This window comes from Geosporobacter ferrireducens, from assembly GCF_001750685.1.
Taxonomy (GTDB): Bacteria; Bacillota; Clostridia; order Peptostreptococcales; family Thermotaleaceae; genus Geosporobacter; species Geosporobacter ferrireducens.
Window position 1 is genome coordinate 3,701,858 of sequence record NZ_CP017269.1, and the last position, 15,207, is coordinate 3,717,064.

Annotated in this window: 9 protein-coding genes; 7 read left to right on the forward strand and 2 right to left on the reverse strand. The window is 40.2% G+C overall.

The annotated features are described in order from the left end of the window. Positions 1-37 precede the first annotated feature (37 nt). Positions 38-406, forward strand: coding sequence for a 50S ribosomal protein L7/L12 (gene rplL / locus Gferi_RS17340; protein ID WP_069978688.1), 369 nt, complete (start codon positions 38-40; stop codon positions 404-406). A 122-nt stretch (positions 407-528) separates the two neighbouring features. Here the strand turns inward: rplL and Gferi_RS17345 are convergent, their stop codons facing one another. Beyond that, entirely contained in the window at positions 529-1,731 is a 1,203-nt protein-coding gene (locus tag Gferi_RS17345; RefSeq protein WP_069978690.1) for a YibE/F family protein, read from the reverse strand. 114 nt (positions 1,732-1,845) lie between these two features. Then, positions 1,846-3,363: an alkaline phosphatase gene (locus Gferi_RS17350; protein WP_069981493.1), complete on the reverse strand. Its 1,518-nt coding sequence runs from the start codon at positions 3,361-3,363 to the stop codon at positions 1,846-1,848. An 861-nt stretch (positions 3,364-4,224) separates the two neighbouring features. Here Gferi_RS17350 and rpoB point away from each other — a divergent pair. From rpoB to fusA, 6 genes are all read left to right on the forward strand, one after another. Next, complete coding sequence (rpoB, locus tag Gferi_RS17355; RefSeq protein ID WP_069978692.1) at positions 4,225-7,938, forward strand: DNA-directed RNA polymerase subunit beta; 3,714 nt, start codon at positions 4,225-4,227, stop codon at positions 7,936-7,938. 53 nt (positions 7,939-7,991) lie between these two features. Further along, positions 7,992-11,480 (forward strand): DNA-directed RNA polymerase subunit beta', encoded by a 3,489-nt coding sequence (rpoC, locus tag Gferi_RS17360; RefSeq protein WP_069978694.1) that lies wholly within the window; start codon positions 7,992-7,994, stop codon positions 11,478-11,480. A 154-nt stretch (positions 11,481-11,634) separates the two neighbouring features. Then, on the forward strand, positions 11,635-11,880 hold the full coding sequence (locus tag Gferi_RS17365) for a ribosomal L7Ae/L30e/S12e/Gadd45 family protein (protein WP_069978696.1): 246 nt from the start codon (positions 11,635-11,637) through the stop codon (positions 11,878-11,880). 88 nt (positions 11,881-11,968) lie between these two features. Further along, on the forward strand, positions 11,969-12,382 hold the full coding sequence (rpsL, locus tag Gferi_RS17370) for a 30S ribosomal protein S12 (RefSeq protein ID WP_069978698.1): 414 nt from the start codon (positions 11,969-11,971) through the stop codon (positions 12,380-12,382). Positions 12,383-12,516: 134 nt separating this feature from the next. Next, a complete protein-coding gene (rpsG, locus tag Gferi_RS17375) occupies positions 12,517-12,987 on the forward strand; it encodes a 30S ribosomal protein S7 (protein WP_069978699.1) in 471 nt (156 codons plus the stop codon). 94 nt (positions 12,988-13,081) lie between these two features. Next, positions 13,082-15,151, forward strand: a complete 2,070-nt coding sequence (gene fusA, locus Gferi_RS17380) for an elongation factor G (protein WP_069978701.1) — start codon at positions 13,082-13,084, stop codon at positions 15,149-15,151. The last annotated feature ends 56 nt before the right edge of the window (positions 15,152-15,207 follow it).

The following is a 15,207-nucleotide window of genomic DNA, read 5'->3' on the forward strand; positions in this document are numbered from 1 at the left end:
AATCATTTTGGGAAAATAATTCGGAGGTGTATATAAAATGACAAAGGATCAAATTATTGAAGCGATTAAAGGCATGACAGTATTAGAATTAAATGAATTAGTAAAAGCATGTGAAGAAGAGTTTGGTGTATCTGCAGCAGCTCCAGTAATGATGGGCGGAGCTCCAGGAGCAGCAGCAGCTCCAGTTGAAGAAAAAACTGAGTTCGATGTAGTATTAGCAAGTGCTGGTGCTGAAAAGATCAAAGTTATTAAAGTAGTAAGAGAATTAACAGGCTTAGGATTAAAAGAAGCAAAAGACTTAGTTGATGGCGCTCCTAAGACATTAAAAGAAGGCGTTTCTAAGCAAGAAGCTGAAGAAATCAAAGCAAAATTAACTGAAGTAGGCGCTTCTGTAGAAGTGAAGTAATAAACGATAGAAAAAGGTATTGTGAGTAATCACAATACCTTTTTCTATCGTTTAACTTTTAGGTCATTCAGACAATAAAGTTGTGAATGCGATAAGCAGATGAATTCATTAACGATTAGATATTAGATTTCTTTCTGTAATGACGCTTTTGTAATAACTGGTTGATGCTGCGGCGGTATAAACTGCTGTTTCAATTGATTAACAAAGGAAGGTTGGGTAAATACAAAGCCTGCTACAATTGTTGTAAAGGGTGCTACAGTAACAAGTCCGAAGCTTCCTACGATGGTATGGAGAATTTCTGCAGAAACATATTTTAGATTAAATATATTTATGGTGGGTGTTCCCTGTGCCATAAAGACCATCATAAGAGCAATATAGCCGCCAGAGTAGGCCAGCAACAGCGTGGTAGTCATAGTGCCGATGACTGCGCGGCCAATATTCAAGCCGGATTTTATCGCTTCTTTCGTGGTGATGTAAGGATTATTTTGTATGATTTCATACATGGCAGCAGATATATCCATGGCCAAATCCATTAAAGCACCGGAGGATGCGATGAAGATTGCCGCAATAAAGATATCCGTTAAATTTAAATAATCATAGCCAGCGTACAAAAGGCTTTCTGAAAATGGCATGATGGCGCCATGTACCTTAAATTGAGCACCAAAAATGATGGCTAGGAAACACGTTAGAAAAGTACCGGCTAAAGACCCGATAATGGCTACGAGAGATTTTCGGTTGTATCCCCCTACCAGTACAATAATTACTAAGGTTAACAGTACCACAACACCCATGGATACAATAATGGGGTTCCAGCCCTTTAAAAGGGTAGGGATGAGAACTTTCCAAATCATCAGTATGGTCAATACAAAGGAAAGTAAAGCCTTTACACCTGTCCAACCGGCGTATCCGATCAGTAGAAGCACAAAAGCGCCGAAAAGAATTAATTCAAGGTTAATGCGGTAGTGATCAATGATATTTGCGAATTGAATTTTCCCTTGGTAGGTATCTAGGACAACGAGGGCTTTATCGCCCTGTACAAATACTTTATCCATTTCCATTTTTCCGATAAACCGGTTGGTGCCTTCTATTATTTGGCCCTTGTAGGGACCATTTAAAACCTGAAGGGTGCAGATTTGCGCGCCTTGCCGTATGATTCCGGTACTGTACATAGTTGAATCATTGGTATCTAGAACAAGGGCAGCTGCACGTACACTATCAGGATATTGATTGGTGGGAAAACCGGTAGGCACAAAGGCCAGCAGGATGACAAGGGCAGTTACCACAAGTGCGGATATTGCATCAGAATTGCAGAAATATTTACGCATGCAGCGTTCATTCCTTTCTGGATAGATAAAATAGATAGAGGCCGAAATGGACCTCTATCTGGCAAAAATATAATCTCGTTATGCTTACTAAAAATCATTTTGCTATAATAGAAGCTATTTCTGGTCTGCTTTTGTGATGGCTGCCATTTTTTTGTAGATATCCGTATTGTCATAGGAGCCGTTAAATAACTCATGACCAAGTCCTACTGCATATACAGGGACTGGAAGACCGGTATGGGAGTATGTGGTAAAGCTTAATCCTGCTTTGTTATTTAGAATATGCGTTAATGTAACGGTTAATGGTTCATAAGTACCGTAGATAATTTTTTCATGATCGGTATAGTTTCTATCTGCTTTTGCTTCCATGCTGCGCTTAAAAGCCTCTTGTAAACGTGAGTATTCAGAAGCTGTCAGTACTAAACCGGAGGTACCATCAGCAGATGCAGTTAAGCCGAATGCAGTTTTGATTTGTGGCAGTAAATCTTCAAATTTGTAGTTTTCAGGCTTTGTACTCTTTTTATAGTCATTGATAATCTTGTCAAAACCGATATAAGACAGGGTCTGTTTTTCAAGTTTATTAAAGAAGGTTTCATATTCTGTTCCGGCAAAACCGATCGTTAATCCACCGCATTCATGATCTCCGGTTACGATAATGAGTGTATCGTTCGGATATTTTTCATATACCTTGTAAGCTTCCATTACAGCGTTATTGAATTCAATAGTATCATGGATAGAAGCAGCTGCGTCATTGGCGTGGTTTGCCCAGTCGATTTTTCCCGATTCAACCATCATAAAAAAACCGTTTTTATTATCCAATACTTCAATGCCTTTTCTAACGTAATCAGAGAGCTTTAACTCTCCATCTTTTCGGTCAATTTCATAAGGCATAGCTTTATCGGCATCCAGTTCTGGATTGATGGCGATGACTTTTCCGGAGTTATTATTTAATTGAAGAATCTCATCCTTTGTACTTGCAACTGTAAATCCATTTTTCTTTGCGACGTCAAGTATATTTTGAGGATTAGGCATCTTTGTGTTTTTGCCTTCTGGATCTTTAAAGCCACCGCCTCCGAAATAGTCGAAGTTGCTGTTGGCTAATTGTAAACCAATTTCATAGTAGTTGTTTCTGCTTGCTTCATTTGCATAGAAAACTGCAGGTGTAGCATGATCGATGGATACGCTGGAAACAACTCCGATTTTATAACCCTTATCCTTAAGTTTTCTTGTGATAGGTTCAACACTAGTTTGCTTTTGCGGATCCATATTGATAATGCCGTTGCCGGTTTTAATGCCAGAAGCAATAGAAGTACCGGTAGAAGCAGAATCAGGAATAAAAGAATCACTGTCAAAAGTAGCTGCTACACCAGTAGCTGGAAAATTTGTAAAGTCTAAGGCTTTTGTTTGTGGTGCAGTCGTTTTTTTCTGAGCACCTAGATACATCTCTGCAGCAGCAATCTGCGGAAAGCTGGTACCGTCGCCAATAAATAAGAAGACATATTTTGGCGTCTTTCCGTTATATGTATTGTTAGTTTTGCTAAAAGCTTGAGCAAATGTGTCACTGGGTAAAAATGCAGATAATGCAACAGTTAAAACGAGTAGTAGTGCAAGAATAGGTAAAACTCTGTTTTTCATCTTGAACACGCAATACACCCCCAAAAATTATAATTTCTTTTTACTAAGGATAAAAAGCAATGATGAATGGACAAAAAATTTATGTATACCTCCTTTCAAGTATAGATGTATGACTGAGAAGTTTAACTTTCAACCTGGTTTTATTTCCGGATCCTGGTAGGGGAGGACCTGGGTGGATAAATAAAGATTCTCATCTCAGTCACAAATCTATAAAAGTATTGTGTTAAGATATTTTTATAATACGAGAGGATACTGTCACTCTTAGTGTAGAGTACGAATGTTAAGTTGCTGTTAGTTGATTTTTAAATTTTAGTTAATCTACAGAATTAAAGGGGCGGTGAAAAAAGACAATAAAAAAAGACCTTTCGGTCTTCTTGCGCTTATTTATATAGTAAAAAAGAGTTTTCGTAACATAACAAAAAATAAAGAAAAAACAGGCTTGACAATAAAAAATCATTGTGATAGCATTATATAATGCCATACAAGTCAAAAGTTTTAGGCCCATTGTATAAATAATAAAAAATATGGCAATAGTATAGAGGATATTATAATATACATATTTATCCTGTAAGACTTTCGTGTATATATTCTTATTATAAACAAAAAGAAAGAAAAATTCCACAACAATGTATAAAAAAAGATCCACTTAAAAGGCTTTAGGTTTTTTAATAATCGGAAGCTTTTATTCATGCCTATTATTAAGTAGGACAGAAGGGCAAAGAAGCTTTTTTGCAGCACATGGAAAATTATGAACCACTGCAAGTTGTGGATAAGTCATAATTTTCATTATGTGTTCCAAAAAAGTCTTCCTACAAAATGTTTAAAGAAGACTTTTTTATAATACTACAAGGGGTGAAAAAAATGCCACATCCTATTAAGGTCGGAAGAAAAACCAGAATGAGTTATTCCAGTATCGACGAAGTATTAGATATGCCAAATTTGATTGAAATTCAAAGAAGATCCTATGAATGGTTTTTAAGAGAAGGTTTAAGGGAGGTTTTTGAAGATATTTCACCAATCCAGGACTATACTGGAAATCTAATTTTAGAGTTTATTGACTATTCTCTTGATGGAGAACCAAAGTACGAGGTGGAAGAAAGTAAAGAGCGTGATGTTACCTATGCTGCTCCTTTGAAAGTAAAAGTTCGCCTAATTAATAAAGAAACAGGCGAGGTAAAGGAACAAGAAGTTTTTATGGGTGATTTCCCACTCATGACCGATACAGGGACTTTTATTATAAACGGTGCAGAGCGGGTAATTGTAAGCCAGTTGGTACGTTCACCTGGACCTTATTATGCAGAACAAGTGGACAGAACCGGAAAGCGACTCTATTCTACCACATTAATTCCTAATCGTGGCGCATGGTTAGAGTATGAAACAGATTCGAATGATGTCATTTCTGTTCGCGTAGACAGAACAAGAAAACAGCCAATGACAGCATTGTTAAGAGCTCTGGGCTTCGGTACTGATGCAGAAATACTGCAGCTATTGGGAGAGGATGAAAGACTTATCCATACATTGGATAAAGACAATACAAAATCCCAGGAAGAAGGCTTATTGGAGATTTATAAAAAGCTAAGACCTGGGGAACCACCAACGGTGGAAAGTGCAAGATCTTTGTTGGATTCCTTGTTTTTTGACCCAAAACGGTATGACTTAGCAAAGGTTGGCCGCTATAAGTTTAATAAAAAACTAGGATTAGTCAATCGAATCTCAGGATTTAAAGCAGCGGAAGCTGTTGTAAACGCTAGTACTGGTGAAATTTACGTAGAAGAAGGTCACAAAATTGATCGAGATACAGCCATCATGATTGAAAATGCAGGCATTAAAGCAGTGAATATTCTCGGCGACGACGGAAAAATTGTTAAAGTAATTGGAAACCACTTTGTAGATATTAGAGAATACATATCCTTTAATATAGATGGATTAAATATCGAGACGAAAGTTCACTATCCTGTATTACGAGAAATCCTGGATACATATAAACTAGAAAACGAACTAAGAGAAGCGCTAAAAGAAAGAAGCAGGGAATTGTCACCTAAGAATATTATTATTGATGATATCGTTGCTTCTATTAGTTATGTTCTCAGTTTAGCCCACGGAGTAGGAGAAATTGATGATATCGATCACCTCGGAAACAGAAGATTACGTTCTGTAGGCGAGCTTTTGCAAAACCAATTTAGAATAGGTCTATCTAGGATGGAAAGAGTTGTTAAAGAGAGAATGACCATTCAAGATATTGATGTAATTACACCGCAGGCATTAATCAATATTAGGCCGGTCGCTGCGTCTATAAAAGAGTTTTTTGGAAGCAGCCAGTTGTCTCAATTTATGGATCAAACCAATCCTTTAGCAGAATTGACCCATAAGAGAAGATTATCTGCTCTTGGACCGGGCGGTCTTTCAAGGGAACGTGCAGGTTTTGAGGTGCGTGACGTTCACCATTCCCACTATGGCCGTATGTGTCCAATTGAAACCCCTGAAGGTCCGAACATCGGTTTGATTGGTTCTCTAACAACTTACGCAAGAATCAATGAATATGGTTTTATTGAATCTCCATACCGGAAGGTAGATAAAAAAAGAGGGGTTGTAACGGAGAAGATTGACTATCTAACCGCTGATGAAGAAGATAAATTCATTGTTGCACAGGCCAATGAGCCGCTAGATGAAGAAGGACGATTTGTTAACCGTAGAGTAACTTCAAGAACGCGTAAGGGAGATATCGACGTAGTTCCTCAGGATGAAGTAGACTACATGGATGTATCACCGAAGCAGATGGTTTCTGTAGCTACAGCTATGATTCCGTTCCTTGAAAATGATGATGCCAACCGTGCCCTTATGGGTTCGAACATGCAGCGTCAGGCAGTACCATTACTTCAAACCGATGCGCCGATTATTGGAACAGGTATGGAGTTCGTAGCCGCTAAGGATTCCGGAACCGTAATTTTAGCAAAAAATGCAGGAATTATTGAACGGGTATCGGCTGATGAAATTATTGTAAAAAGAGATGACGGTCAGGGTCGTGACAAATATAAACTGCTGAAGTTTAAGCGTTCCAATCAAGGAACCTGTATTAACCAAAGGCCGATTGTATCAAAAGGCGAGCATGTAGAAAAAGGAGAGACGATTGCCGATGGGCCTTCTACGGACAAGGGAGAAATTGCATTAGGAAGAAATCTTCTAATCGGTTTCATGACTTGGGAAGGCTATAACTATGAGGATGCGATCTTATTAAATGAGAGATTGGTTATGGAAGATGCCCTTACCTCTATTCATATTGAGGAATACGAAGCAGAAGCCAGAGATACAAAGCTAGGACCAGAGGAAATTACCAGAGATATTCCGAACGTAGGAGAAGAAGCTCTTCGAGATTTAGACGAACGAGGGATTATTCGAATTGGTGCAGAAGTTAATTCTGGAGATATTCTGGTGGGGAAGGTTACGCCAAAAGGGGAAACCGAGCTTACTGCAGAAGAGCGACTACTCCGTGCAATTTTCGGGGAAAAGGCAAGAGAAGTTAGGGATACTTCTTTAAGAGTGCCTCACGGAGAATCGGGAATTATTGTAGATGTAAAAGTGTTCACCCGGGAGAATGGAGATGAACTTCCTCCTGGTGTAAATATACTTGTAAGATGTTATATTGCGAAGAAAAGAAAAATCAATGTAGGAGATAAGATGGCAGGGCGGCATGGGAACAAAGGGGTTATTTCAAGAGTGCTGCCGGAAGAGGATATGCCTTTCCTTGCAGATGGAACACCGCTGCAGGTAGTATTGAACCCACTTGGGGTACCATCACGTATGAATATCGGTCAGGTGCTGGAAATCCATTTAGGTTTAGCTGCAAAAAAGAAAGGCTGGTTAGTAGCTACCTCTGTATTTGATGGTGCTGATGAACAGGATATCCGCGAAGTGCTGAAAGAATGTGGTTATCCAGAAGATGGGAAATTGGTGCTTTATGATGGTAGAACCGGTATGCCTTTTGATAACCGTGTAACCGTAGGCTATATGTACATGCTAAAGCTTCATCATCTGGTAGATGATAAGATTCATGCCAGAAGTACAGGACCTTATTCTTTGGTAACGCAACAACCCCTTGGAGGAAAAGCCCAGTTCGGTGGACAGCGTTTTGGAGAAATGGAGGTTTGGGCACTGGAAGCTTATGGTGCTGCCCATACATTGCAAGAAATCTTAACGGTAAAATCTGACGATGTGGTTGGACGTGTAAAGACGTACGAGTCTATTGTGAAAGGCGAAAATATTCCTGAACCAGGCGTTCCTGAGTCCTTTAAAGTATTGATTAAAGAACTTCAGAGTTTGGCATTAGATGTTAAGGTTCTAACAGAAGAAGATGCAGAAATCGAAATCCGCGAATCGGTGGAGGATGATATCAGTGACCTGAATGTAATCCTAGACGGAGAAGAGTACAGTGTCTACGAAGAGGACGATGCAGTTGAAGAAAAAGAGGATGCAGATGTTCTTGATGATTTTGACACAGAGGATCTAGTACAGGATGAAGATTACGCAAGTCATGAGGAATACAGCGACTACGACGAGTATGAGGATGACGATTTTTAAGAAATGAACGAATAATTTCGCGACATATACCAAAATGAAGGGAGAGAAACTCCTTGTTTGAATTGAACAACTTTGAGTCTATAAAGATTGGATTAGCTTCACCAGAAAAAATTAGAAGTTGGTCAAAGGGAGAAGTAAAGAAACCGGAGACCATTAACTATCGTACACTGAAACCTGAAAAAGAAGGGTTGTTTTGTGAAAAGATTTTTGGACCTACGAAGGACTGGGAATGTCACTGCGGAAAGTACAAACGGGTAAGATATAAAGGCGTTGTATGTGATCGATGTGGCGTTGAAGTGACGAAGTCAAAAGTTCGAAGGGAGAGAATGGGGCATATCGAATTGGCTGCTCCTGTATCTCATATTTGGTATTTCAAAGGAATTCCAAGCAGAATGGGACTATTATTGGATATGTCCCCTCGTGCTTTAGAAAAAGTGCTTTACTTTGCATCTTATATTGTTACAGATCCGGGAGAAACCTCCTTAAGCTATAAGCAGCTGTTGAGCGAAAAAGAATATCGGGAATACCGTGATAAGTTCGGCAATCAATTTAAGGCAGCTATGGGAGCTGAAGCGATTAAAGATATCTTAAACCAAATAGAATTGGAAAAACTTTCAAAAGATCTGCGTGTAAAGCTGCGAGACAGTTCGGGGCAAAAAAGAATCCGAACGATCCGCAGACTAGAGGTTGTCGAAGCTTTCAAAAAGTCTGAAAATAATCCTGAGTGGATGATCCTGGATGTTATCCCTGTTATTCCGCCGGATCTAAGACCGATGGTACAGTTGGATGGTGGTAGATTTGCTACTTCTGACCTGAACGATCTATATAGAAGGGTAATCAATCGAAACAATCGACTCAAGAGGCTGTTAGATCTTGGCGCGCCGGATATTATTGTGCGAAATGAGAAACGTATGCTTCAGGAAGCAGTAGATGCATTGATTGATAACGGCAGACGCGGCAGACCGGTAACTGGACCTGGAAACAGACCGTTAAAGTCTCTATCTGACATGTTAAAAGGGAAGCAAGGACGTTTTAGACAAAACTTGCTGGGTAAGCGTGTTGACTATTCTGGACGTTCTGTTATTGTTGTAGGGCCGGAATTAAAGTTTTACCAGTGCGGATTGCCTAAGAAAATGGCACTAGAATTATTTAAGCCTTTCGTAATGAAACGCCTTGTAAACGACGGGTATGCGCATAATATTAAAAGTGCAAAAAGAATGGTGGAAAGAGTGCGGCCAGAGGTATGGGATGTGTTGGAAGAGGTCATTAAGGAACATCCTGTGTTGCTCAATCGTGCCCCGACCTTGCATAGACTAGGGATTCAGGCTTTTGAACCCATACTGGTAGAAGGTAAGGCGATCAAGCTGCATCCATTGGTTTGTACGGCATACAATGCTGACTTCGATGGAGACCAGATGGCGGTGCACGTGCCATTGTCAGTAGAAGCACAGGCGGAAGCCAGATTCTTGATGCTTTCCGTAAACAACATCCTGGCACCGAAAGATGGTGCCCCAATTACTACGCCAACCCAGGATATGATTTTGGGCAGCTACTATATGACTGTAGAAGTGGAGAATGCCCCGGGCGAAGGGATGATCTTTAAAGATTTTGAAGAAATGCTGATGGCCTATGAAAATAAAGTCGTCACCCTTCATACAAAGGTAAAGGTTCGAAGGAAGCTGTCTCTGGATGATTCTGGGAAACTGGTTGAGAGCACCGTAGGAAGATTCATTTTTAATGAGAAGATTCCACAAAATCTAGGGTTTGTAGATCGGACGGAAGACAAATATGCCTTGGAAATAGATTTCCTTTGTGATAAGAAGGCTTTAGGAAAAATTATTGATAAGTGCTTTAGGGTTCACGGCAATACAATGACAGCCCATATGCTAGACCATATCAAACAGATGGGCTTCCATTATTCCACGATCGGGGCGATCACCATTAGCGTATCTGATATGGAGATCCCTAAAGAAAAAGAAGAATTCTTGTCAATGGCCAATGAAATTGTTGACAAATATGAAAAGGCTTATCGCAGAGGACTGATCTCTGACGAGGAACGATATGAAAAAGTTATTCAAACTTGGCAGGAAACAACAGAAAAAGTTACAGATGCATTAATGAAAAATCTAGGTAAATTAAACAATGTATTTATCATGGCACACTCCGGAGCGAGGGGTAGTAAAAATCAGATTCGTCAGCTGGCTGGTATGCGTGGATTGATGGCCAATGCGACTGGGCATACAGTTGAAATTCCGATTAAGTCTAACTTCCGTGAAGGCTTATCGGTACTAGAATATTTCATTTCTACCCATGGAGCTAGAAAAGGACTGGCGGATACAGCCCTAAGAACCGCAGACTCTGGATACTTAACAAGAAGACTTGTAGATGTTAGTCAGGATGTAATTATCAGAGAAATTGACTGTGGAACGAACGAAGGGATTGCAGTTGAAGACTTCAAAGATGGAAATGAATTGATTGAATCTCTATATGATAGAATTGTAGGAAGATATGCCCTAGAAGATATAAGACATCCAGAAACAGGAGAATTATTTATTGAAGCCAGCAAAATGATTCCAGAACATATTGCAAGTAAAATCATCGATGCGGGCATTAACAAAGTTAAGATTCGAACCGTACTACACTGTAGAACAAAGCATGGTGTATGTGGAACCTGCTATGGAAGAAACTTAGCAACAGGAGAAGCGGTAAACGTAGGAGAGGCTGTAGGAATTATTGCAGCACAATCTATCGGAGAACCGGGAACCCAGCTGACCATGCGTACCTTCCATACTGGAGGGGTTGCTGGAGCCGATATCACACAGGGTCTACCAAGGGTAGAGGAGCTTTTCGAAGCTAGAAAGCCTAAAGGATTAGCGATCATCTCCGAGATTAATGGCAGTGTGTCCATTAATGAAACGAAGAAAAATCGTGAAGTGACCGTTACGGACGAATATGGTGAAGCGCGAACCTACTCTATTGCCTATGGTTCTAGGATCAAAGTAAAGGAAGGCCAAAGAATCGAGGCAGGAGATGAAATAACAGAGGGATCTGTAAATCCCCATGATATCCTGCGCATCAAAGGCGTTAGTGGTGTTCAGCAGTACCTTGTAAAGGAAGTACAACGGGTTTACAGAATGCAAGGGGTTGATATTAACGATAAGCACATTGAGGTAATTGTACGTCAGATGGTAGCGCGGGTAAAAATTGAAGATGCAGGAGATACGGATTTGCTTCCAGGTGGACTTAGCAATGTATATGAATTCGAAGCGGAGAACAAAGCAGTCGAAGATAATGGCGGTAAGCCTGCGGTTGGAAAGCGTGTGTTGCTAGGAATTACCAAAGCTTCCCTTGCAACAGAATCCTTCTTATCTGCAGCATCCTTCCAAGAGACCACTAGAGTTCTAACAGAAGCAGCTATTAAGGGCAAGGAAGATCATCTGATCGGATTAAAAGAAAATGTAATTATTGGTAAACTCATTCCTGCAGGTACAGGTATGAGAAGATACAAGAATATTGCTATCGATCATAAAATTGAAGATTAAAATAAATCTTGAATTCATGGTTGACAGTGGATTTTCATAGTGATAAAATATTTGAGTGTGTAAAAATAACACAATAGTTGACTTTTTAGATACCTAGAAAGATTATGTGTATACACATAATCTTTCAGGTGTTTAATAAAGGAGGATACTATATATGCTAGATGAATTGAAAAAACAAAACAAATTGATTGTCGGCAGCAAACAAGGTCTCAAGGCAATCAAGGAAGATCGTGCGCAAACCCTGTTTATCGCTAAAGATGCGGAACGTCATGTGACAAGAACCATCGAAGAGGCAGGTAAAGAATCACAAATTCAAATTGTGTATGTTGATTCTATGAAAAAGTTAGGAAAGGCATGCGGCATTGAAGTAGGAGCTGCCATCGCAGTCATTCTAAAGTAGTTTAGCGTTTTTTACAACAGCATAGGCTGTATCAATCCTATGAAGATATATTTGAAATCAAATGAAACCGTGGAAGGAGGTGCACAGAATGCCTACAATTAGCCAATTGGTAAGAAAAGGAAGAGAAAAAGTTGAATACAAATCAACAGCTCCAGCCCTACAAAAAGGATTCAACTCACTTCACAGAAAAGCTACTGATATCAGCGCGCCGCAAAAAAGAGGGGTATGTACATCAGTAAAAACTGTTACACCAAAGAAGCCAAACTCCGCTCTTAGAAAGGTTGCAAGGGTAAGATTGACAAATGGTATCGAGGTAACTGCCTATATACCTGGAATCGGCCACAACCTTCAAGAACACAGCGTTGTTTTAATTAGAGGTGGAAGGGTAAAAGACTTACCTGGGGTTAGATACCACATTGTAAGAGGTACCCTGGATACTGCAGGTGTAAAAAACAGAAATCAAGCTAGATCTAAGTACGGTGCGAAGAGACCTAAAAAATAATTAAACGTCGAGCGAAGCTGTACCCAGTCCTGATCTAGGATTGGGTTTTATATAGACCAGCTTTTTGACGCACGACGGCAACGCTTGGTTGCCGAGTACCGATGAGAGAAATCACTGTTAAGGAGGGAAGCGAAGTGCCAAGAAAAGGACATGTACCAAAAAGAGAAGTATTAGCAGATCCTGTATACGGAAGCAAGGTTGTGACAAAGCTGATCAACAACATTATGCTTGATGGAAAAAGGGGAACTGCTCAAAGAATCGTATACGATGCTTTTGAAATCATCAGAGAAAAAACTGGTGAAGAGCCTATAGAAATATTTGAGAAGGCACTCAACAACATCATGCCTGTACTAGAAGTTAGGGCAAGACGTGTAGGTGGTGCCAACTACCAAGTACCGGTGGAAGTAAGACCGGATAGAAGACAGACATTAGGTTTAAGATGGTTAGTAAACTATACGCGTAAGCGTGGAGAAAAAACCATGGATGAAAGGTTAGCAAAAGAACTTATGGATGCCGCAAATAACACCGGTGCTTCTGTGAAAAAGAGAGAAGATACACACAAAATGGCAGAAGCAAACAAGGCGTTTGCTCACTACAGATGGTAGTTACAGGCAAACCTTGTTAATGCTGGTTTAATTATGAATATTTTGGGGACAATATTTTCTGTAGCAATTCCGGAACAAGAAAGGAGGAAGAATTGTGCCTAGACAGTTTCCATTAGAGAGAACCCGTAATATCGGTATCATGGCGCATATCGATGCAGGGAAAACAACAACTACCGAGAGAATTTTATATTATACCGGTAGAACCCATAAAATTGGTGAAGTTCATGAGGGTGCAGCTACCATGGACTGGATGGAACAAGAGCAGGAAAGAGGGATTACAATCACTTCTGCTGCGACTACTGCACAATGGAACAATAATAGAATCAATATCATAGACACACCGGGCCACGTGGACTTTACCGTTGAAGTAGAACGTTCACTGCGTGTTCTGGATGGCTCTGTAGCAGTTTTCTGTGCAAAGGGTGGTGTAGAGCCACAATCAGAAAATGTATGGCGACAAGCGGATAAATACAGAGTTCCAAGAATGGCCTATGTAAACAAGATGGATATCATTGGTGCAGACTTCTTTAGAGTCGTAGAGATGATGAAAGACCGCTTAAAGGCGAATGCAGTGCCAATCCAAATGCCGGTTGGGGCGGAGGATACCTTTAAAGGAATCATTGATCTTATTGAGATGAAAGCACACATGTACAAGGATGATTTAGGAAAAGATGTTGAGGTCACAGAAATTCCTGAAGAGTTAAAGGCAAAGGCTGATGAGTTCAGACTAGGTCTTGTAGAGGCTGTAGCAGACGCTGAAGAAGAATTAATGATGAAATATCTGGAAGGTGAAGAATTAACGATCGAAGAGATCAAAAGAGGAATTAGAAAGCAGACAATTGCCAATGCAATGGTACCTGTTTGCTGTGGATCTTCTTATAGAAACAAGGGTGTTCAAATGTTGTTGGATGCAGTCGTTGACTATATGCCTTCTCCGCTGGATATCCCTGCAATCAAAGGTGTATTGCCAGATAGCCAAGAAGAATCAGAGAGAAAAGCAGATGATAGCGAACCATTCTCAGCCTTGGCATTCAAAATCATGACCGATCCATATGTAGGAAAACTGGCATTCTTTAGAGTTTATTCAGGGGTGCTGCAATCAGGCTCTTATGTATACAACTCAACAAAAGGCAAGAAAGAAAGAATCGGTCGTATCCTGCAAATGCATGCAAACCATAGAGAAGATATCGAACAAGTATATGCAGGAGATATTGCCGCTGCTGTTGGACTAAAAGATACGACTACAGGGGATACACTATGTATCCAAGACAAACCAATCATTCTTGAGTCTATGGAATTCCCAGAGCCAGTTATTGAAATCGCCATTGAGCCAAAGACAAAAGCTGGTCAAGAAAAGATGGGTGTTGCATTACAGAAGCTTTCTGAAGAAGACCCGACCTTTAGAACATGGACAAATCAGGAAACTGGTCAAACGATTATCGCGGGTATGGGAGAACTTCACTTAGAGATTATCGTAGATAGAATGCTGCGGGAGTTCAAAGTTGAAGCCAATGTAGGTAAACCGCAGGTTGCTTATAAAGAAACAGTTTCAACATCTACAGATGTAGACATGAAATATGCCCGTCAGTCTGGTGGACGCGGACAGTATGGTCACGTTAAGATTCGTATGTTCCCACAAGAACCTGGTGCAGGATATGAATTTGTAAACTCTGTAGTAGGTGGAACGATTCCAAAAGAGTATATTCAACACGTTGATGCTGGTATTCGCGGCGCTATGGAAAATGGTGTATTAGCAGGATATCCAGTAGTAGATGTTAAGGTTGAACTATACGATGGATCTTACCATGAGGTAGACTCCTCAGAGATGGCATTTAAAATAGCCGGATCTATGGCTTTCAAAGAAGCGATGAAGAAAGCAAAACCTGTACTGCTAGAGCCATACTTCAGAATTGAAGTAGTTGTACCTGAAGAGTACATGGGAGACGTTATTGGAGATATTAACTCCAGACGTGGTAGAATTGAAGGAATGGAAGCCAGAGCAGGTGCTCAAGTTGTAAGAGGCTTCGTTCCATTGTCAGAAATGTTTGGTTACGCAACAGACCTGCGTTCAAAAACACAAGGTCGTGGAACTTACACAATGACATTTGACCACTATGAGCCAATTCCAGCAAGCTTAGCAGAAAAAATTATTGCAGGTAAATAATTAACTAGTAAAAGTATATGCTGCCGGTACAGCTGGCAGCTGTCCATAAGCATTCA

What these genes read in the sequence shown, in the direction of transcription:
- rplL (WP_069978688.1), top strand. Translation starts at nt 38, where the DNA reads ATGACAAAGGATCAAATTATTGAAGCGATTAAAGGCATGACAGTATTA.
- Gferi_RS17345 (WP_069978690.1), bottom strand. Translation starts at nt 1,731, where the DNA reads ATGCGTAAATATTTCTGCAATTCTGATGCAATATCCGCACTTGTGGTA.
- rpsL (WP_069978698.1), top strand. Translation starts at nt 11,969, where the DNA reads ATGCCTACAATTAGCCAATTGGTAAGAAAAGGAAGAGAAAAAGTTGAA.
- Gferi_RS17350 (WP_069981493.1), bottom strand. Translation starts at nt 3,363, where the DNA reads ATGAAAAACAGAGTTTTACCTATTCTTGCACTACTACTCGTTTTAACT.
- Gferi_RS17365 (WP_069978696.1), top strand. Translation starts at nt 11,635, where the DNA reads ATGCTAGATGAATTGAAAAAACAAAACAAATTGATTGTCGGCAGCAAA.
- rpoB (WP_069978692.1), top strand. Translation starts at nt 4,225, where the DNA reads ATGCCACATCCTATTAAGGTCGGAAGAAAAACCAGAATGAGTTATTCC.